This is a genomic window from Mesorhizobium sp. C089B, from assembly GCF_030323125.1.
GTDB lineage: Bacteria > Pseudomonadota > Alphaproteobacteria > Rhizobiales > Rhizobiaceae > Mesorhizobium.
On sequence record NZ_CP100469.1, the window covers coordinates 1,545,234 to 1,561,012 of the forward strand.

24 protein-coding genes are annotated in these 15,779 nt (G+C 60.1%); 21 read left to right on the top strand and 3 right to left on the bottom strand.

What is annotated here, in order from left to right:
* Positions 1 to 6 precede the first annotated feature (6 nt).
* Positions 7 to 396 carry a sugar 3,4-ketoisomerase gene (locus NLY44_RS07745; protein WP_023805181.1) on the bottom strand — a complete coding sequence of 130 codons (390 nt, stop codon included), beginning with the start codon at positions 394 to 396 and terminating at the stop codon, positions 7 to 9.
* A 431-nt stretch (positions 397 to 827) separates the two neighbouring features.
* Between NLY44_RS07745 and NLY44_RS07750 the strand changes: the two genes are divergently transcribed.
* Entirely contained in the window at positions 828 to 1,550 is a 723-nt protein-coding gene (locus NLY44_RS07750; RefSeq protein WP_023805182.1) for a hypothetical protein, read from the top strand.
* Positions 1,551 to 1,897: 347 nt separating this feature from the next.
* Here the strand turns inward: NLY44_RS07750 and NLY44_RS07755 are convergent, their stop codons facing one another.
* Positions 1,898 to 2,089: a DUF3606 domain-containing protein gene (locus NLY44_RS07755; RefSeq protein ID WP_023668952.1), complete on the bottom strand. Its 192-nt coding sequence runs from the start codon at positions 2,087 to 2,089 to the stop codon at positions 1,898 to 1,900.
* A gap of 186 nt (positions 2,090 to 2,275) precedes the next feature.
* Here NLY44_RS07755 and NLY44_RS07760 point away from each other — a divergent pair, with 186 nt between their 5' ends.
* The 4 genes from NLY44_RS07760 (at position 2,276) to NLY44_RS07775 (ending at position 6,170) form a co-directional block, all read left to right on the top strand.
* Positions 2,276 to 2,437 carry a hypothetical protein gene (locus tag NLY44_RS07760; protein WP_023691300.1) on the top strand — a complete coding sequence of 54 codons (162 nt, stop codon included), beginning with the start codon at positions 2,276 to 2,278 and terminating at the stop codon, positions 2,435 to 2,437.
* 304 nt (positions 2,438 to 2,741) lie between these two features.
* On the top strand, positions 2,742 to 3,962 hold the full coding sequence (locus NLY44_RS07765; protein ID WP_023805183.1) for a tyrosine-type recombinase/integrase: 1,221 nt from the start codon (positions 2,742 to 2,744) through the stop codon (positions 3,960 to 3,962).
* A gap of 757 nt (positions 3,963 to 4,719) precedes the next feature.
* Entirely contained in the window at positions 4,720 to 5,067 is a 348-nt protein-coding gene (locus tag NLY44_RS07770; protein ID WP_023805184.1) for a winged helix domain-containing protein, read from the top strand.
* The gene (locus NLY44_RS07775; RefSeq protein ID WP_023805185.1) at positions 5,064 to 6,170 is read left to right on the top strand and encodes a bifunctional DNA primase/polymerase; all 1,107 of its coding nucleotides are present in this window, start codon (positions 5,064 to 5,066) and stop codon (positions 6,168 to 6,170) included. Before NLY44_RS07770 ends, NLY44_RS07775 begins: the two co-directional genes overlap by 4 nt.
* A gap of 8 nt (positions 6,171 to 6,178) precedes the next feature.
* On the opposite strand, the gene NLY44_RS07780 is transcribed toward NLY44_RS07775, so the two are convergent.
* The gene (locus tag NLY44_RS07780; protein ID WP_023805186.1) at positions 6,179 to 6,490 is read right to left on the bottom strand and encodes a hypothetical protein; all 312 of its coding nucleotides are present in this window, start codon (positions 6,488 to 6,490) and stop codon (positions 6,179 to 6,181) included.
* Between NLY44_RS07780 and NLY44_RS07785 the strand changes: the two genes are divergently transcribed.
* The 16 genes from NLY44_RS07785 to NLY44_RS07860 all read left to right on the top strand — a co-directional run bounded on the left by NLY44_RS07785 (position 6,480) and on the right by NLY44_RS07860 (position 15,777).
* The gene (locus tag NLY44_RS07785) at positions 6,480 to 6,731 is read left to right on the top strand and encodes a DUF6074 family protein (protein ID WP_023805187.1); all 252 of its coding nucleotides are present in this window, start codon (positions 6,480 to 6,482) and stop codon (positions 6,729 to 6,731) included. The two genes, NLY44_RS07780 and NLY44_RS07785, sit on opposite strands and share 11 nt — an antisense overlap.
* Positions 6,728 to 7,075 carry a hypothetical protein gene (locus NLY44_RS07790; protein ID WP_023805188.1) on the top strand — a complete coding sequence of 116 codons (348 nt, stop codon included), beginning with the start codon at positions 6,728 to 6,730 and terminating at the stop codon, positions 7,073 to 7,075. Before NLY44_RS07785 ends, NLY44_RS07790 begins: the two co-directional genes overlap by 4 nt.
* The gene (locus NLY44_RS07795) at positions 7,065 to 7,436 is read left to right on the top strand and encodes a hypothetical protein (RefSeq protein WP_023805189.1); all 372 of its coding nucleotides are present in this window, start codon (positions 7,065 to 7,067) and stop codon (positions 7,434 to 7,436) included. The genes NLY44_RS07790 and NLY44_RS07795 overlap by 11 nt, the downstream gene beginning before the upstream one ends.
* On the top strand, positions 7,433 to 7,960 hold the full coding sequence (gene nusG / locus NLY44_RS07800; RefSeq protein WP_023805190.1) for a transcription termination/antitermination protein NusG: 528 nt from the start codon (positions 7,433 to 7,435) through the stop codon (positions 7,958 to 7,960). The genes NLY44_RS07795 and nusG overlap by 4 nt, the downstream gene beginning before the upstream one ends.
* 242 nt (positions 7,961 to 8,202) lie before the next feature.
* A complete protein-coding gene (locus NLY44_RS07805) occupies positions 8,203 to 8,373 on the top strand; it encodes a hypothetical protein (RefSeq protein ID WP_023805191.1) in 171 nt (56 codons plus the stop codon).
* On the top strand, positions 8,366 to 8,821 hold the full coding sequence (locus tag NLY44_RS07810; protein WP_023805192.1) for a terminase small subunit: 456 nt from the start codon (positions 8,366 to 8,368) through the stop codon (positions 8,819 to 8,821). The genes NLY44_RS07805 and NLY44_RS07810 overlap by 8 nt, the downstream gene beginning before the upstream one ends.
* Positions 8,814 to 10,391, top strand: a complete 1,578-nt coding sequence (locus tag NLY44_RS07815) for a terminase large subunit domain-containing protein (protein WP_023805193.1) — start codon at positions 8,814 to 8,816, stop codon at positions 10,389 to 10,391. Before NLY44_RS07810 ends, NLY44_RS07815 begins: the two co-directional genes overlap by 8 nt.
* The gene (locus tag NLY44_RS07820; protein WP_023805194.1) at positions 10,388 to 10,618 is read left to right on the top strand and encodes a hypothetical protein; all 231 of its coding nucleotides are present in this window, start codon (positions 10,388 to 10,390) and stop codon (positions 10,616 to 10,618) included. Before NLY44_RS07815 ends, NLY44_RS07820 begins: the two co-directional genes overlap by 4 nt.
* An 8-nt stretch (positions 10,619 to 10,626) precedes the next feature.
* Entirely contained in the window at positions 10,627 to 10,854 is a 228-nt protein-coding gene (locus tag NLY44_RS07825) for a hypothetical protein (protein ID WP_023805195.1), read from the top strand.
* A 14-nt stretch (positions 10,855 to 10,868) separates the two neighbouring features.
* The gene (locus tag NLY44_RS07830; RefSeq protein ID WP_023805196.1) at positions 10,869 to 11,054 is read left to right on the top strand and encodes a hypothetical protein; all 186 of its coding nucleotides are present in this window, start codon (positions 10,869 to 10,871) and stop codon (positions 11,052 to 11,054) included.
* The gene (locus tag NLY44_RS07835; protein ID WP_023805197.1) at positions 11,055 to 12,698 is read left to right on the top strand and encodes a portal protein; all 1,644 of its coding nucleotides are present in this window, start codon (positions 11,055 to 11,057) and stop codon (positions 12,696 to 12,698) included. It begins immediately after the preceding gene.
* A gap of 41 nt (positions 12,699 to 12,739) precedes the next feature.
* Positions 12,740 to 12,997 (top strand): hypothetical protein, encoded by a 258-nt coding sequence (locus NLY44_RS07840; protein WP_156940990.1) that lies wholly within the window; start codon positions 12,740 to 12,742, stop codon positions 12,995 to 12,997.
* Positions 12,997 to 13,974: a hypothetical protein gene (locus NLY44_RS07845; protein WP_156940991.1), complete on the top strand. Its 978-nt coding sequence runs from the start codon at positions 12,997 to 12,999 to the stop codon at positions 13,972 to 13,974. Before NLY44_RS07840 ends, NLY44_RS07845 begins: the two co-directional genes overlap by 1 nt.
* Positions 13,975 to 14,158: 184 nt before the next feature.
* Positions 14,159 to 14,995, top strand: a complete 837-nt coding sequence (locus NLY44_RS07850) for a phage capsid protein (protein WP_023805200.1) — start codon at positions 14,159 to 14,161, stop codon at positions 14,993 to 14,995.
* 12 nt (positions 14,996 to 15,007) lie between these two features.
* On the top strand, positions 15,008 to 15,283 hold the full coding sequence (locus tag NLY44_RS07855) for a hypothetical protein (protein WP_023805201.1): 276 nt from the start codon (positions 15,008 to 15,010) through the stop codon (positions 15,281 to 15,283).
* 62 nt (positions 15,284 to 15,345) lie between these two features.
* Positions 15,346 to 15,777 carry a hypothetical protein gene (locus tag NLY44_RS07860; RefSeq protein WP_023805202.1) on the top strand — a complete coding sequence of 144 codons (432 nt, stop codon included), beginning with the start codon at positions 15,346 to 15,348 and terminating at the stop codon, positions 15,775 to 15,777.
* Positions 15,778 to 15,779 lie beyond the last annotated feature (2 nt).

The window sequence follows — 15,779 nt, forward strand, 5'->3', positions numbered from 1 at the left end:
TTGTCATCAGGGATACGAGACGTAGTCTTTAGGGTCGTATTCGGTATCGCAGAAAACCAGCAAAGACGGGTTCTCGCCTTCATAGGTCTGCAGCGCCCACACCGGGGCGTCGACCAGCACCGCGCGGTTCGATGCGGTAAGCGTCAGCCGTTCGATCCGTTCCTGGTAGCGAAATTCGATGCCGATCTCGCCCGACAGCTGCATCATCAATTGCCGGCCCGAGCCGTGTGCATGTCCCCCCCGCGACGTGCCGCGCGGCGCGGTGACGACGAACGCCCGCACGGCTTGGAAATTGTAACCGCTGAACTCGATAGCGGTCAGCATTCCCCTGGGATCGCAATGTAACGAAGTGGGGATCTCGGTGACCTTGCCGCCAAAGAACGTTCGATGCTGCATAACGTAAGCCCGCCAGATGCCGGTCGAAATTTTACCTCAGACTAGCGCTTATATCAAAAGACAGGGAATACAACCACTTAGGCGGTGTTTGGGAACACTGCAGCGGATCGGTGTCGAGCTCGGCCTCAGGCCGATAGGTGCCGACTACCGAAGGTCGCCGCGCCGTCACGACTTCTGAGTCGCGGCCGAAACCACGGCTTAAGACCTTGGTCCGAGCGGTCTAGGACCTTTGAGTTCGGAAGGCCGGCCGGTTCCAAGGAGGGTGATCTACTTCAGCAATTTCAAAGAGTTATGCTGGTTGGCGTTTCGCCGGCCGACCGCTTCGTTCTCGCAATGAAAGCACAGCTATATCTAAGTTTACCCTTTGTGTTAGCGATTCCTCATGTTGCCCGCTATAGCGGTTAGTGGCGGTGGCAATCTCGGAGGTAGTTATGACATCCCGAAAGACCCTTTTTGCTGCATTTGCGGTGTTCTCGCTTCTGGTGTCGCCGGCCCTGGCTGCTGCTGGTGGCAACGGCCATGGTAACGGCCATGGCAATGGTAACGGTAACGGCAATGGCAGTGGCAATAGCGGAGGAAACGGTAATGCTGGCGGCAATGGCGGAGGCGGCGGTTCGCTCGGCAAGTCGGCATCCGCCAAGGGCCAGGTCGCCAAGGCCGCTACCGGTTCAGTGTCCAAGGAAAAGAATATCCATGCCAAGCTGGGCCGATTGAACTCACTGCAGCGCAACGCCAACGCCTTTATGCACTCCAAGAGCAAGAACTTCGCTGGCGTGCAGGCTTTTGTGACACAGTCGGCAATAGCCAAGAACGCTCAATCGGCGCTCGATGCCGCTAATCAGGCGGTTGCCGACGCCAAAGCGGCGCTCGACGCGCTGAATGCGAAAGCGGCTGACCCGAATACCCCGCCCGAAGATGTCCCGACGCAGGCCGACCTCGATGCAGCACAGGCAGCGCTCGATGACGCCACCCAGGATGCGGCCGCTGCTCAGACCGCCGCCACAGCTGCCGCTGCCAACGTCCCATCGATCGATGCAGCCCTTGCCCAAATGGCCAACAAGCCCGTTGACCCTGAGGTGACAGATTGGGCCAATAGCGTACTTGCCGACAAGATCGACCAAGTAGCCGCCAAACTGGCGCCGGCCGCGCCTTAAGGCCCCATGCGGCGGCAGCGATCCAATCGACGATAAGCCGTCGGGTCCGCCCGGCGGCTGCACCTTTCTCGCCTATCTGCAGCGTTGGTCCCAATGCAGGTCCGAGATTCTGGTCATGGCTATTTTGCAAAATCTCCAGCCGGGCCGCCGTCCTCAAGGCTGAATTCATGCGTGCTTCGCGCATCTTCATCGACCACACGAAACCAATGCTCCTGAAGCGCTCTAGGCGACACCCTTTGGCCCGTGACCTTCTCTACCGCAGATAACGGATCATCGGCGCTCGTGGCCTGAGTTGAGACACACTCCTCTCCATGCCACTCTTCCACCTGGTACTCTGGCATGCCGGCCTACCTACCGCTCCCCAGAGCCTTCGCTTCCCGCTCCAGCGTCTCGCGTCGGTTGCCGTGTTTCGCGATCAATTCCTTGACCTGCTGCGGGGTGATGCCGGCCTTGGTGGCGAAATACTCGACTTCATAATCCTCATCGGCAGAGACGCGGTCCCGATCGCGGAAGTCCGTCTTCGTTTTGTCGTCGGCCATTTGCTTTGCTCCTGGTTGAATGATCAACCGCAACGTGCAGCCGCAGCCTTTTGTTGCAGCGGAGCCCGGATTTCCGAAACGGTCACATGGGAAAACGGCCCTCAGTCGCAGGAGGTGCTGGTGTTGCTGTAACTTTGAACGGAACGGTTCTTCTCCTTGACGGTTGTGACGTGAAGGAGATGCCTCATGTTTGAAAGTGTGATGTGGTTGATCGTCGTTGCTGGTGGGCCACTGTTGCTGGCCCTATTGATGGCATACGTTCTTATGACCCGACGCCACCGTGGTCCTGCAGAACGCATGGAAAGCGACCGCGCGACCAAACGGCTCTACCGCCAGGACGAACGTTGATCCTGAGGCTGGCGCAACGTTTGCGCTCACGCTGGCCCGCTGCCTCACGGTGGCAGGCTTCTTCGTTTTAGGAAGTTAGGAATAACTTAGGAAAGATTTGGCCCTCTTTGAAAATACAGAGGCAATTCAGCACGGTAGCCAAATATCTGGCGGAGGGAGTGTCTTCTAAACCCACGTCCGCTGGTGTTTGCCGGGGTATGAAATAAGCGTTGATTCCCTTGGCTTTTCGGCATTCTTCGTTTGCTGCTATCCGGTGCAATCCGCTAACATCGCGCATCGAAGTTAGGCACGGAGTTGCTGGGAAATGGTTCGCTCGCTCAATCTGCTCGCCGAAACGACCATCCGAAAGAAAGACCTGAAGGCTGGTCGGTATAGCGACGGGGGCGGGCTCTACTTGCGCGTCAAGAAGGAGGGGACCAAGTCCTGGGCCTTCATTCACTTCAAGGGCTCTGGCGCCGACCGCGCATGGAAGGAAGCCGGGCTCGGCTCCTATCCCTCCGTTTCCTTGAAGGATGCCCGGATCGCGGCGACCGACTGTCGCGACCGTCTGCGGCGCGGCCTCGAACCAATCGACCCGGAAGCCAAGGCCGAAGTGCCGACCTTTGCCGAATGCGCTGCAGACTTCATTGCCGAAGTCGGCAAGAGCTGGTCGAATCCCAAGCACAAGGCGCAATGGGAAATGACCCTGGGCGAAGCCTACTGCAAGCCGATCCTGAAAAAGCCGGTCGACAAGGTAACCACCGCCGATGTTCTCGAAATCCTGAAACCCGTCTGGCAAAAGAAACCGGAAACGGCGCAAAGACTGCGCGGCAGGATTGAACGGGTGCTGGACTTCGCCAAGGCCTCGGGTCATCGATCGGGCGAAAACCCTGCATTGTGGCGCGGCCATCTTCAACACCTGCTGGCGAAGGGACAGAAGCTGTCACGCGGGCATCACAGCGCGATGGCTTATGGCGACGTGCCGGCGTTCGCGAAGCGCCTGAGGGCATCTGAAGCCCTGTCTGCGAAGGCGCTGGACTTTCTGATCCTGACGGCCGCGCGCTCGGGCGAAGTCCTCGGCATGAAATGGCCGGAACTGGATCTGGCCGAAAAGCTCTGGACGGTGCCGGCGGCGCGCATGAAGGCGCGCAAGGTGCATCGTGTTCCCTTGACCGATGCCGCCATGACGATCCTGATGCCGCTCTATGAGGCGCGGCTATCCGATGACGGCTATGTTTTCCCGAGTGAGGATCGGCGCGGCAACCTCGGCCCGCTCTCGGTCATGGCGATGACGATGCAGATGCGTCGCATGGAAGTCGGGCAGTACACGCCACATGGTTTCCGGTCGGCTTTCAGGGATTGGGCTGGCGACAACACCAGCTTCCCGCGTGAAGTGGCTGAAGCCGCGCTCGCGCACAAGACAGGCGACGCGGTGGAGAATGCCTATCGGCGTTCCGATGCCTTGGAAAAGCGGCGAAAGTTAATGGCAGCTTGGTCGAACTATCTAGGCGCCACAGGCAAGATCAATCTCCGCATCGTCGCTTAAACCCTGCTGACGGGCACAGAGTCAGCAGCATCCGCTTTCGCCTGTTAACGTACGTCCGGGACTCTTGACCCGCGGAATCACTAAGCACATACTTATCTGGTTTCGAGGGAAAAGGTCTGAGGACCAAGATTCGCGGCTGTGCGGTGCCGTGATAGCTGCGTGGGGCGCAGCGGCTTTCCTCATACTTCATTGCATGCCTGGGAGGGTGGAAAATCGGGGATTTCCCGACGCCACTTTACCGTGGGTAAAGGTCAGAACCAAAGGGGAACAAATCCTTTGGGGATAACCTGTGGAAAAGTACCCTGTTTTGAGACCTAACTTATTGGAAAAACGGAGATAATTGCCCGGCGCAAAATAATTGTGAACACTCGCTTCAGGGTTCGACAGCGAGTCAACGCAGGGTGTATTATGTCCACTGTAATCCGAGCTAATGCGTCGTGAACCAAGAAGGAGATTAGACGGAATGGAAGTAACGCCACACGCCTTTACCATCCGGCACCTGTGTGCCGCGTACGGTCTCGGCAGATCGTTCGTTTATGAGCAGATCAAGCTTGGTCTGTTGGAGACCCGCCGTGCGGGCACAAGGAAGGTCCTTGTGCGCAAGGTCGATGCTGACAAATGGCTCGATAGTCTTCCAAAAGGAAATCCTCAGCCGGGTTCGGCGAGGGGAGCTTGAGCGGTCTGCAAACCGCTCAAGCCAATCTGCCACCTAAGTTTTCGAAACCCCTCCCCAGGGATCTGAAAAAGGAACCAGACAATGCACGACATAGCAGGCGAACAGCCTCGCGTTAATTCACAAAATGGCCTGACGGCCAAGAAGTCCACAGTCACAGTCTGTATCGAGCCCGATGGGCGCATCATCAAACTCGAAGGCCGCCCCGCTTGGATGCTTCGGGAGCTGGTGAAAGCCGGCAAGCGTGGCGTCACCACGATCGAGCTGCCGGCCGGCGTCAGAATTTCGCATTACGTCATGATGTGTCGGCGAGCCGGCCTAACCATTTCATCGCCTCGCGAAAGCCACGGCGGCGAATTTTCTGGCTCACATTCTCGGTATTGCCTCGAAACCGATGTGACCATCCTTGACGACATGAGCGCCGCTGCATGAGCGCTGCGGCCGATTTTCAGAAACAGCCGGCGGCGCCGGAAGTCGCCGCGTCTCGCTATGTCGAGACAATCGCCCGCCTCGGCAGCGCGGGCTACAAGCTCCTCCCGCTCGGCGACGGGCCGGACGGCAAGAAACCGTTGATTGCGAACTGGTCGGCAGCTCGCGGCTGCTCGGTTAAAACCTCCATTGAGTTGATGCAGAAGCGCGGCTCGCAGATGTACGGCATCCGGCTGGAAGGCCTGGTCGTGGTCGACTGCGATACGGACAACACCGCCACCCGCAACTACGTCGAACAGCACTTCGGCCTCTCGCCATTCATGACCCGCACGACGCGCGGACTGCACTATTGGTTCAAGGCCGGGTTCTATGTGCCGCCGAAGGTCCGCCTGCCGGATATCTCGATCGACTTCAAGACTGGCGCCGGCTCGTTTGTCGTCGGCCCGGATTCAGTGAGGCCGGATAATGGCAAGGTCTATCAGACGGCTGGCTCGCCGCTCGGCTTCGCCGCGCGCTTGCCGATTTTCCAGGCAACGCCGCCGCTTTGGGAGCGGGACTCCAAAAGGGCAGAGGAAGGCACACGTGACCGCCATCTGTATCGGCGCGGTATTGAGCTCGCTCTTGTGGCCGACAGCGAGGCCGAAGTTTTCGAAGAGCTTTGTGCTTACCGGGATCTGGAATGCGAAAACCCGGAGGGAGTTTCGAATGCTGAGGTCCGGGCAAAAGCCAAGTGGGCATGGCGCCACCGCGAGAAGCTCTATCTGTGGGGCGGCCGCAACTCAACCTTCGCCATCAACCGGTCGGCGACCGCTGCCCTGGCGGGCCACAAAAAGGGCGACGATGCAGCGCTGCTCTATATGGTCCTCAGCCAAACCCATGGTCATCGACACGAAATTTTTTTTACTGTCGTGGCGGAGGGTTTGATTGCCAAAGGCCACCTCCCAAACCAGAGCAAAAGCCGGATTTACCGCGATATCCTGACCTTGATCGAGGTCAACCTTTTGGCTTTGGTCCGTCGCGGGCACTTCGATAGCGTCAGCAAGAGGCGACAGCCTCACATCTACAAGCTCTGTCTTCCTCACCATAACGGGGAGGGGGAGGTGTAATGCTTACTTTATTCCCACCTGTGGAACATGAGCATTCGGCGACTATTCGGGGAACGGTCGGCGACCTTTCGGCGCCTGATACTGTCCCAGGGCTGTGGGTTCGTCATAGGGCAGATAGCCGGCCGCTCGGCCAGATAATGGCAGAAGCCCGCAACAACAAATTGCCCGGTGCGCGGCTGTCTGCCGATGGCGTGGTTGTAGTCGATGACGCTGTCGCCGTAGTCGCCGCCATGAAAAATCAGGGGGCATAAAATGTTGGGGTCAGAAGCCAAATGTGATAACATTACACCAACCAAATCGGGGGTGCCGATGTCCAGCATTGTTCCGTTTCCGCTCGCCAAGTCTGACGGCGCCGTCAAGGAAGTTGTGGCCGCCCTGGCCGGGCTCGATGGCCGTGCGGCCGATGCCTACTGGCGGCGGCTGATCAAGGCCAAGCGCCTCGGGATGAGCGCCCAAGGTGTCTCCCAGGCTGAAGCAGACGACATACTGCTGGCCTTCGGCCAAGAGGTGTTCCTAACTCTGGCCCGTCGTTACCTTCCGAACGAAGGGGACGCGGCATGAGGGCGCGCGCCTATGAATGGCCGGAAGGCCTATACCCGCTGCGTGACTGGCTGAAACGACAGGGCGTCGATGTCGATAACCTGAAGACCGAACGCCAAGCGCTCTACCTCACACAACGCCTGATGAGCGCTCGCAAGGTGAAGATGCCGATCGACCGGCGTTCTCCGCTCTTCCCCGAACTGCAGAAGCTTCAGGGCGTCTTGCGCCTTCAGCACCAGTTGCCGCGACAAGCGAAGGAAAACCGCTACCCCGGTAAGAGCCTCGGTTCATTCGGCGCCGCGTCAACCGTTCGGCGGGTGAGTGTAGAAGACTACCTCGCTCAAGGCGGTGGCCATGACCATTGATGAGCGGCGGGCTCGCGAAAAGAGCGAGAAGGAAAACCCTTGGCGTCCGGTCCGCGAAGCGGTCGAAGACGGCATGATTTGCGAGATGCGCCTAAGCAATCTCACAACGCTAGGTTTTCAACGGTTCTTTCGGCATCTCGGCCGGTGGTATCGCATAGATCCTCCTTCGCTGATGGCAAACTATTGGGACGTGATGGAATACCGCCCGATCGGCATCAAGCTGAGCAAGCACCGCATGGCAAACGCCATCTGGCTGGCCGAAGAGGGCGGCGCCTACGAGTATCGAGGCGGCAAGTTCCTCCCTAAGCCAAAGCCATACAAAAACTATTGGCGGGCTCCCGACAAGGAAGGCGACGAATGAACCAGCGCGCGCAAGCTAACCTCTGGTACGTGGTGGAATCGGCGCCCTCGGCCGAACGGAAGGCGAGGGACGAGCTTGTGCGCGCCGGCTACGATGTTTTCTGGCCGTTCTGGCGGAAGGAAATCAAACACCATCGGACCAAGAAATGGGTGATGAAAGACTTCGCCCTCTTCGTCCGCTACGGGTTCGTGCGCCTGGCGTCACCTGACCGCTGCTCTGAGCTGGGCGACATAGATGGGGTCAACAAGGTGCTGCGCGTCCAGGGCTTCCCCGTGCCGGTCAATGACGATGTGGTCGTACGGATTCGCCGGGCGGTGGATAGCGGCGCCTTCGATGAGACGCGGGAACATGGCTACCGGCTCCGTGCCGGGGACAAGGTGCGGATCGCCGAAGGGCAATTCCTCGGGCTCGAAGGCCTCATTGACGCGGTGAAGGATAACCGGAAGGCCAAGGTGCTGGTTTCGATCTTCGGCCGCTCGGTGCCAACATCGGTAGACCTTGAAAATCTGGCGAAGGTAGCGTAATACCACACATAGGCGATTTGCGGCTGACTGAGCGGGATCTTCGGATCACTCGCCGGGCCGATGCGGGGGCAAGATTTCGCCGCCCCTGCGCTCCGGGACATATTCCACAAAACAAACGTTAGCTGCTGTTTGCAAACGTTGGTCACGTGACCTCACGTGAGCCGTCAACGCGTCACGTGACCGTCACGCGTTATGTAACGTTACGTCACGTTACCGAACGTTTCAGCGGGGAGGGCGCGAGCATGAACTATCTCGACAAGCGCCGCCTGAAGCTTCCGCCGGCAACAATCAAGGCACTGCAGGAAGACACGCGCCAGAAACTCGCCCTGGCTGTGTCGATCGCCAAGCGCAAGACGCAAGCTGAAGTCCTCGAAGCGCTCGCTGCTGTCATCTCCCAAGGCGAAGATGCCTGAGCTGACCGCCCAACAGGAAGCTTTCGCTGCCGCATATGTCGAGACAGGGAACGGCTCCAAGGCCTATCGGCTGTCCTACGATGTGGGCGCCGACACGAAGCCAGAGACGGTTTGGTCGAACGCCTCGCGCCTCCTGGCTGACAGCAAGGTTAAAGCAAGGGTCAAAGACCTTCAGGCCGAAGCCCGCGAACTGCTCATGGTATCGGTCGGAACGCTCACTGATGAGCTGGAATCAGCCCGCGCCAAGGCGATGGCCGAACCGAAGGGCGCCTCTGCTGCCGTCTCTGCCACGCTCGGCAAGGCAAAGCTGCATGGCCTGCTGATTGAGAAGGCCGAACTGACCGGCAAGGATGGCAAAGACCTGATGCCTGCCGACCATTCGCCGCGCAAGCTGGCAAAGGCTGTGGCGCTGATCCTCGCCAAGGGCATGAAAGAGGGCAATGGATAGCGGGCTGGATCTTCGCTCGCTCGAAGCCGTCATTGCCAAGCTATCAACGGAAGACCGGGCCGAACTGGTTGCGCAAGTCGCGGCTGAGCTGGACAAGCCCTTCCTGCCTAACCCTGGGCCTCAAACTGCGGCGCTCCAAAGCCTGGCCGATATCCTGCTCTACGGTGGGCAAGCCGGCGGCGGCAAGTCTGCGCTCGAAGTGGGCGCTGCGGCCAATGAACACCATTCCAGCCTGATCCTGCGCCGTGAGGCAACTCAGCTCGACGGGCTGATTGAGTTCTCGCGGGAAATCCTGGCCGGTCACGGTGAGTTTGTCGGCGGCAACGAAAACGTCTGGCGCCTCAATGGTGGCGGTCGTCTCAAGTTCGCCGGCCTGAAGCAACCCGACGACTGGCGCAAATATGCCGGCAACGCGCGGGATTACCTCGCATTCGATGAGGCAGGCGAATTCCTCCGGGAACAAGTGTTCTCGCTCATTGGCTGGCTGCGGTCGACCAGGGAAGGGCAGCGCTGCCGCGTCATCCTCGGTTCAAACCCTCCGCGTGGTGGCGATGGCCTCTGGCTAATTGAAGAGTTCGCGCCCTGGCTCGATCCGAACTATCCGAACCGGGCAATGCCTGGTGAACTGCGCTGGGCCATCGTGGTCGGCGGCGTCACTGAATGGGTCGACGGTCCTGGCGACTATGAGCGGGGCGGTGAACAATATCAGGCGATGTCGCGGACATTCATCCCGGCAAGCCTCGATGACAATCCTTACCTGCGCGACACGGATTACAAGGCCAAGCTGCAAAGCCTGCCCGAACCGCTCCGGTCGCAACTGCTCTATGGCGATTTCCAAGCCGGCCGCGCCGATGACGAATGGCAACTGCTGCCCGGTGAATGGGTCAAGGCTGCTCAAGCTCGATGGAAGCCTGACGGGTTCAAGGGCCTGCAGATGACGGCGCTGGGTGTCGACGTGGCGCAAGGTGGCGCTGACGAATCGACCATAGCGCCACGCTACGGGACATGGTTCGCGCCCCTGGTGGTGAAGCCTGGGAAGGAAACGCCAGACGGTCCATCGATCGGCGCCATGGTCTTCGGAGTTCGCCGCGACGGTGCCGGCGTCATTGTCGATGTCGGCGGCGGGTATGGCGGTGGTGCTGTCACTTTCCTGAAGGACAACGGTGTCGCTGTCTCGGGCTACAACGCCTCCCACACGTCCACGGCGAAGTCAGCCGATGGGCAATGGCATTTCCTCAACAAGCGGGCTGAAGCGCATTGGCGGTTCCGTGAGGCTCTAGACCCGTCGCAAGAGGGCGGTTCGCCCATAGCTCTGCCACCTGACCCGCTGCTGCTCGCCGATCTGATCGCCATCCGGTGGAAGCCGGTGGGTACGGCAAAGGTTCAAATCGAAAGCAAAGACGACATCAAGGTCCGGCTCGGCCGCTCTCCTGACCGTGGCGATGCAACCGTCATGTCGTGGTCGGAAGGCTCGAAACTGGCAATCCGCAAGATGCATGACGCGGCACTCGGCGGCCGGCTGCCGCAAGTCAAGGTCGGCTACTCCCAACAGAAGGCAGGCAGACGATGACATTCGAAGACTCGATCAAGGTTCCGAAGCCGCCGAAGGGCGCAACGCGCGGCTCGATCACAGAAAAGCAGGCTGCAGCATCGCTCGCCCTGGCCGGCAAGGCGTTCGGGGAAGCCCGCTTCGGCCTGATCCGGGCAGAGCGCGGCGGTGGTGCTGTGTCGGTTCTTTATGGGCTCAACGGCCGGGCGCTGGACGCCAAGGGCCTGGCCTATGAACTGAACAACTGAGGCGCGCCATGAACAAGAACACGTCTGGCGCCGTGCTGGTGCTGATCATCGCTGCCGCCGGCCTCCATCTGAACAATCTATGGGCCTGGGGCCTTGCCGCAACCACGTGCGCGCTCGCCTTCCTGGCTGAAGAGTTCTCCGATGTCGGGACCGTTGGCGCTGCCGTGCTTCACGTCTGCCTGGCGGTGCTGTCCTGGGTGGCAATCGGCGCCGCCTTCCTCGCTCTCATCGTCTGAAAAGGACCAAGACCATGGCAAGCCTGTTCAAGCCCAAAGCTCCGAAAGTGGAAGAGCCGGCTCGTATGCCGGATGCGCAAGACCCGGCCGTCCTGGCTGAGAAGCGCCGCCAGATGGCAGAGATGCGGGCGCGCGGTGGTCGGGATTCGACCATCATGTCCGACAATCTCACCGGTTCTGTTGGCAAGCTCGGCGCCTAAATGACCGCGACCTCTGCCGCCGTCCAAACGATTGTCGACAACGGCAACCGGCTCTTCAGCGAGAAGACGCCGCTGCTGAGCCATTGGCAGGAGCTGGCAGAGCATTTCTATTACGACCGGGCAGACTTTACCGGGCCGCTCAACATCGGCTCTGACTATGCTTCCGGCTCGTTCTCGTCTCGTGCCGCCATCTATCGCCGCGACATGGCCGACCTCTACCGCACGATGCTGCGGCCTTCCGATTTCTTCGAAGTCAAATCGCTCGATGATGCGCGCAACAAGGTGCCTGACGCCCGTGCATGGCTCGAATATGCCACGGCTATGCAGCGCGCCGTCATGTACCGCAACGGCGCTGGCTTCACCAAGGCGACGGAAGCAGGGGACCATGATCACCTGACCTTCGGGCAGGCGGTTATCGAAGTGACGCCAACGTCTGACCGTCGCAACCTGTTCTATCGCAACTGGCATCTGCGCGACTGCGCCTGGTCGGAAGACTATGCCGGCTCGGTGTCGGACGTGCACCGCAATTGCAAGCCGACGATTACCCAGCTCATGCAGCTTTTCCCTGGCAAGGTGCCTGAGGCGCTGACGCGTGACGCTGCGAAAGACCCTTACAAGAAAATCTCTGCCCGGCATGTGGTGGTGCCTTCGGCGTCTTACGCTACCGGCATCTCGGTTCGGGCCGAACACGAGTTCATTTCGCTGTGGGTGCTGCCCGACTGCGAAGGCGAAGTCCTCGAAAACATCGGCCGCACCTATCGCGGCTATATCGTGCCTCGCGGTCCTACCGTCTCCGGTTCGCAATATGCTCGCTCTGTCTTCACCTCGATCATCCTGCCCGATAGCCGGACGCAACAGGCCATCGAACGCATCCTGCTCGAAGCCGGTGAAAAGGCGATCGACCCGCCGATGATTGCGGCCATGGATGTCATCCGCTCGGATATCGGCCTCGGTGCCGGCGGCATTACCTGGCTGGACAAAGAGTATGATGAGCGGCTGGGCGAAGCGCTGCGGCCTCTACAACTGGACTTCTCGGGCCTGCCTGCCGGGCAGAACATGTCGGATCGTCTCGACCAGACCATCCGCATGGGCTTCATGACCGACAAGGTGCAGATCCCGGACACGTCCGGCATGACTGCCTACCAAATCCGCAAGGTGGTCGAACAACAGATGCGGGCTCACATCCCGATGTTTGAGCCGGTCGAAATCGAATATTCGGAACCGCTCTGCGCGGAAACGTTCAAGGTGATGCGCTCCCTCGGCGCGTTCCCTGCCAATGAGATACCGGACGCACTCAAGGGCTCCGGTGTGGAGTTCTCTTTCAAGAGCCCGATCAAGGATCTGGAAGACGAGGGCATGCAGCAGAAGCTTATCGAAGGCCTGGGCGTGGTGAAGGAAGCCGCTGCACTCGACCCGATGGTTGCCAAGCTGCCGAACGCCATGGCGATTGCCAAAGACCTCCTGCGCCGCACTGGCTGGCCGGAAGAATGGCTCAACAACGACAAGATGATGAAGGAAGCGGCCGACCAGATGGCGGCCGACGCGCAAGCGGCAAGCGTCGCTGCGAGCGTCGGCGGCGCCGCTGAAGTGGCTGGCAAGGCCGCTCCGATGGTCCGGGCTCTGCAGGGCGCGCAAGCCGCATGACGCAACACCCAGCGCGCAGCGGGTCGCCGCGGTTCAATCCGATGGCGCCAGCTACATACGATGACCTCGATGTCGCAGCGGTCAAAGCACTCGCTGCCGGGAATGCTTCTGAGGGACAGCAGAAGCGGGCAATTGCCTGGATCGTCCACAAGGCGGCGATGACATACGACGAAGTCTTCGTCCCCGGGCAACCTGACGTCGGTCACCACCTGACCGGCCGGCGCAATGTCGGCAACCAGATCCTAAAGCTGGTCAACACGCCAATCGATTTGCTGAGGAAACCGAAAGGAAACACCTGATGGCCGATGACACTCTTGCGGGCGCGGCTACGGCCGAAAACCCCGCTCCGGGTGCTGCTGAAGCGGGGGCATCTGCTCCGGCTCCTGTGACTTCCGAACCGGCGAAAGCCGCTCCTGCCGCCACGCCTGCGCCTGCCGCTCCGGCGGCGACGCCTGCGAAGGAAACGCCGGCCGCTACCGAAGAGGAAGGAACCTTCGGCAAAGACTGGCGCGACAAGCTGGCGAAGGGCGATGAAAAGAAGCTCGCCATGCTCAAGCGCTTCACGTCGCCTGAGGCGCTGTTGCAGGCACAGGAAGAGGCACAACGCAAGATTTCCGAAGGGTTGAAGCCCAAGGGCAAGCCTGGCGACAAGGCGACCGACGAAGAGTGGGCGGCCTATCGCAAATCGAACAACATTCCTGATGCCGTCGATGACTTTGTCAAGGCCATCGTGCTGCCTGACAAGCGAGTGATCGGCGACGAAGACAAACCGATGGTTGCCGCCTTCGCTGAACGTGCCATCAAGAAGGGCATTGCGCCGTCCGATATGGCCGAAATGGTCGATGAGTATTATGCGATTCAGGAAGAGGGGCAGTTTCAACAGGCGACCGCTGACGCCGACTTCAAGAAAACGGCCGAAGCGGATCTGAAAATGGAATGGGGAGGCGACTATGCCGGCAACTTCGCGGCGATGCGGCCCTATTTCGAGAGCGTCAGCCCTGAATTATTTGACAACCTGATGGGCGGCCGGATGGCTGACGGTCGGAAAATCGGCAATCACCCGGACGCGCTCCGGTTCTTCGCCGCAAAGGCTGTCGCCGAAAACCCGATGGCTACCATTGTGCCGGCCGGCGGCTCGTCCGTTGAAAGTCTGCACAGCGAAATCGCTGCCATGGAAAAGCGGATGGGTGAAGACCGTACCGCCTGGCACAAAGATGTCGGGGCGCAAGAGCGCTACCGCAAACTGATCACGGCCAGAGACAAGTTGAAGGCCTGATATCCTCGCCATCTGACGGCCAACCCGCCACGCGGCTCCGTCAAGCGAGTTTCCACCAAAAACAGCACGTCGTCAGCGCCGAAGGGCGGTTTAGCGGCTCCGGGTAACACTGGACAACCCGCGACACTGGCCTGCGGACAACCTGCCTGCGGCTCCCGATCCCTCCATAGAAGGAATCTGGACCATGGCCGACACGGCATTCCAGAAACAATATAGGCAAGAATACATCGCCGGCTTTGAGCAGGGCGAAAGCGACCTTCGACGTGCCGTCACCACGGAACACGTTCGCAAGGGCAATGAGGCAGTCTTCCTCGTCGCCGATTCCGGTGGCGCTACGGCTGTCACGCGTGGCGTCAACGGCTTGATCCCGGCTCGTGCCGACAACCTCAATCCGTTCTCGGCAATCCTCACCGAGTGGCATGACCTCGTTCGCAAGACCGAGTTCAATATCTTCGCTTCGCAGGGCGACCAGAAGCGCATCATGCAGGACACCACCCTGAAGGTGATGAACCGGCAGATCGACCAGGACATCCTGACCGAACTGTCGAACGCAACCAACACGACCGGCGCCGCCGTCACCGGCTCGCTGACTGTGGTGACCAAGGCGCTCGGCATTCTCGGCAAAAACAAGGTGCCTGTGCAGGAGATTGACAACATTTGGGGCGTCATCACGCCTGCGATGTGGGCCTATCTCATGCGCGATTCCGCGTTCACCTCGGGTGACTATGTGGACTATCGCCCGCTGTCTGGCGGGCCGATGCGCAAGGTCTTCCGCTGGGCAAATGCGAACTGGATGATCCATTCGGAGCTTCCGGGCGCCACGACCAACGCGGAGAAGTGTTTCCTCTTCCACCGTTCGGCCATCGGGCACGCGGTCGACAAGGACAACCTTCAGTCCGAAGTCGGCTGGGACAACGAGCAGGCCTATTCCTGGGCTCGAACCTCGGCCTTCATGGGCTCCAAGCTTCTCCAGAACAGCGGTGTTGTCGTGATCAATCACGATGGCTCGGCTATCGCCTAAGGAGGTCTGAAAATGGCTTACTCCACCTCGCTGCCTCCGGTCCTGATTTCTCAGGGCATCGCCGGGTTCCGCTTTTGGAAATATGAAAGCGCCGACGCCGCGACTGCTGTTCGCGTCAACGGCTATTTCACCAACGGCTTCAAGCTCGGCATGCGCGCGAACGATATTGTCATCGTTACCGCCACCGGCACCAACGCGACCACCATCCACACCGTCAACCAGGCGACTGCCGCTCTCGGCATCGATCTGACAGACGGCCTGGCGGTCGGCACCACCGACACTGACTAAACGTCGGTCCTGGGCGGGGGCTTCGGCTCCCGCCCTTCTCATTTCAACGGAGAAATTCCCCCATGCCTCTGAACGTCAACGGCCTAGTGCTGGCCGAAGTAAAGCGCTCGATCTATCGCATTGCGCTATCGATCGATGACAAGCCAACCGACCTGCTCGACCCGGCATGGTGGGTTCATGTTGCATCTCGGATGCGCGCAAACGACCGGATCGAAGTGCTGGGTTTTGGCAACGAATGGTTCGCCGAACTCTTCGTCCTCGAAGTCGGCAAAATCGGCGGCGCCCGCGTGGCTTTCATCACCGAACCTGTGCTGCTGAACAATGACGCGAAAGTACCGGCGCTTCCTGAGCTGCTGGTCACGTGGGGCGGACCGTCCGACATGTGGAAGGTCGTCAAGCGCAAGGACAATTCGGTGGTGAAGGATCGCTTCGACACCAAGGAAGCGGGCCTTGCCTGGATCGAAGAGCGTCAGCCGGAAAAGCAGGCGGCCTAGTC

What these genes read in the sequence shown, in the direction of transcription:
- NLY44_RS07785 (WP_023805187.1), top strand. Translation starts at nt 6,480, where the DNA reads ATGTCCAGCATTGTTCCGTTTCCGCTCGCCAAGTCTGACGGCGCCGTC.
- nusG (WP_023805190.1), top strand. Translation starts at nt 7,433, where the DNA reads ATGAACCAGCGCGCGCAAGCTAACCTCTGGTACGTGGTGGAATCGGCG.
- NLY44_RS07810 (WP_023805192.1), top strand. Translation starts at nt 8,366, where the DNA reads ATGCCTGAGCTGACCGCCCAACAGGAAGCTTTCGCTGCCGCATATGTC.
- NLY44_RS07765 (WP_023805183.1), top strand. Translation starts at nt 2,742, where the DNA reads ATGGTTCGCTCGCTCAATCTGCTCGCCGAAACGACCATCCGAAAGAAA.
- NLY44_RS07850 (WP_023805200.1), top strand. Translation starts at nt 14,159, where the DNA reads ATGGCCGACACGGCATTCCAGAAACAATATAGGCAAGAATACATCGCC.
- NLY44_RS07840 (WP_156940990.1), top strand. Translation starts at nt 12,740, where the DNA reads ATGGCGCCAGCTACATACGATGACCTCGATGTCGCAGCGGTCAAAGCA.
- NLY44_RS07775 (WP_023805185.1), top strand. Translation starts at nt 5,064, where the DNA reads ATGAGCGCTGCGGCCGATTTTCAGAAACAGCCGGCGGCGCCGGAAGTC.
- NLY44_RS07845 (WP_156940991.1), top strand. Translation starts at nt 12,997, where the DNA reads ATGGCCGATGACACTCTTGCGGGCGCGGCTACGGCCGAAAACCCCGCT.
- NLY44_RS07750 (WP_023805182.1), top strand. Translation starts at nt 828, where the DNA reads ATGACATCCCGAAAGACCCTTTTTGCTGCATTTGCGGTGTTCTCGCTT.
- NLY44_RS07760 (WP_023691300.1), top strand. Translation starts at nt 2,276, where the DNA reads ATGTTTGAAAGTGTGATGTGGTTGATCGTCGTTGCTGGTGGGCCACTG.
- NLY44_RS07745 (WP_023805181.1), bottom strand. Translation starts at nt 396, where the DNA reads ATGCAGCATCGAACGTTCTTTGGCGGCAAGGTCACCGAGATCCCCACT.
- NLY44_RS07795 (WP_023805189.1), top strand. Translation starts at nt 7,065, where the DNA reads ATGACCATTGATGAGCGGCGGGCTCGCGAAAAGAGCGAGAAGGAAAAC.
- NLY44_RS07780 (WP_023805186.1), bottom strand. Translation starts at nt 6,490, where the DNA reads ATGCTGGACATCGGCACCCCCGATTTGGTTGGTGTAATGTTATCACAT.
- NLY44_RS07855 (WP_023805201.1), top strand. Translation starts at nt 15,008, where the DNA reads ATGGCTTACTCCACCTCGCTGCCTCCGGTCCTGATTTCTCAGGGCATC.
- NLY44_RS07820 (WP_023805194.1), top strand. Translation starts at nt 10,388, where the DNA reads ATGACATTCGAAGACTCGATCAAGGTTCCGAAGCCGCCGAAGGGCGCA.
- NLY44_RS07860 (WP_023805202.1), top strand. Translation starts at nt 15,346, where the DNA reads ATGCCTCTGAACGTCAACGGCCTAGTGCTGGCCGAAGTAAAGCGCTCG.
- NLY44_RS07815 (WP_023805193.1), top strand. Translation starts at nt 8,814, where the DNA reads ATGGATAGCGGGCTGGATCTTCGCTCGCTCGAAGCCGTCATTGCCAAG.
- NLY44_RS07770 (WP_023805184.1), top strand. Translation starts at nt 4,720, where the DNA reads ATGCACGACATAGCAGGCGAACAGCCTCGCGTTAATTCACAAAATGGC.
- NLY44_RS07830 (WP_023805196.1), top strand. Translation starts at nt 10,869, where the DNA reads ATGGCAAGCCTGTTCAAGCCCAAAGCTCCGAAAGTGGAAGAGCCGGCT.
- NLY44_RS07790 (WP_023805188.1), top strand. Translation starts at nt 6,728, where the DNA reads ATGAGGGCGCGCGCCTATGAATGGCCGGAAGGCCTATACCCGCTGCGT.
- NLY44_RS07825 (WP_023805195.1), top strand. Translation starts at nt 10,627, where the DNA reads ATGAACAAGAACACGTCTGGCGCCGTGCTGGTGCTGATCATCGCTGCC.
- NLY44_RS07805 (WP_023805191.1), top strand. Translation starts at nt 8,203, where the DNA reads ATGAACTATCTCGACAAGCGCCGCCTGAAGCTTCCGCCGGCAACAATC.
- NLY44_RS07755 (WP_023668952.1), bottom strand. Translation starts at nt 2,089, where the DNA reads ATGGCCGACGACAAAACGAAGACGGACTTCCGCGATCGGGACCGCGTC.
- NLY44_RS07835 (WP_023805197.1), top strand. Translation starts at nt 11,055, where the DNA reads ATGACCGCGACCTCTGCCGCCGTCCAAACGATTGTCGACAACGGCAAC.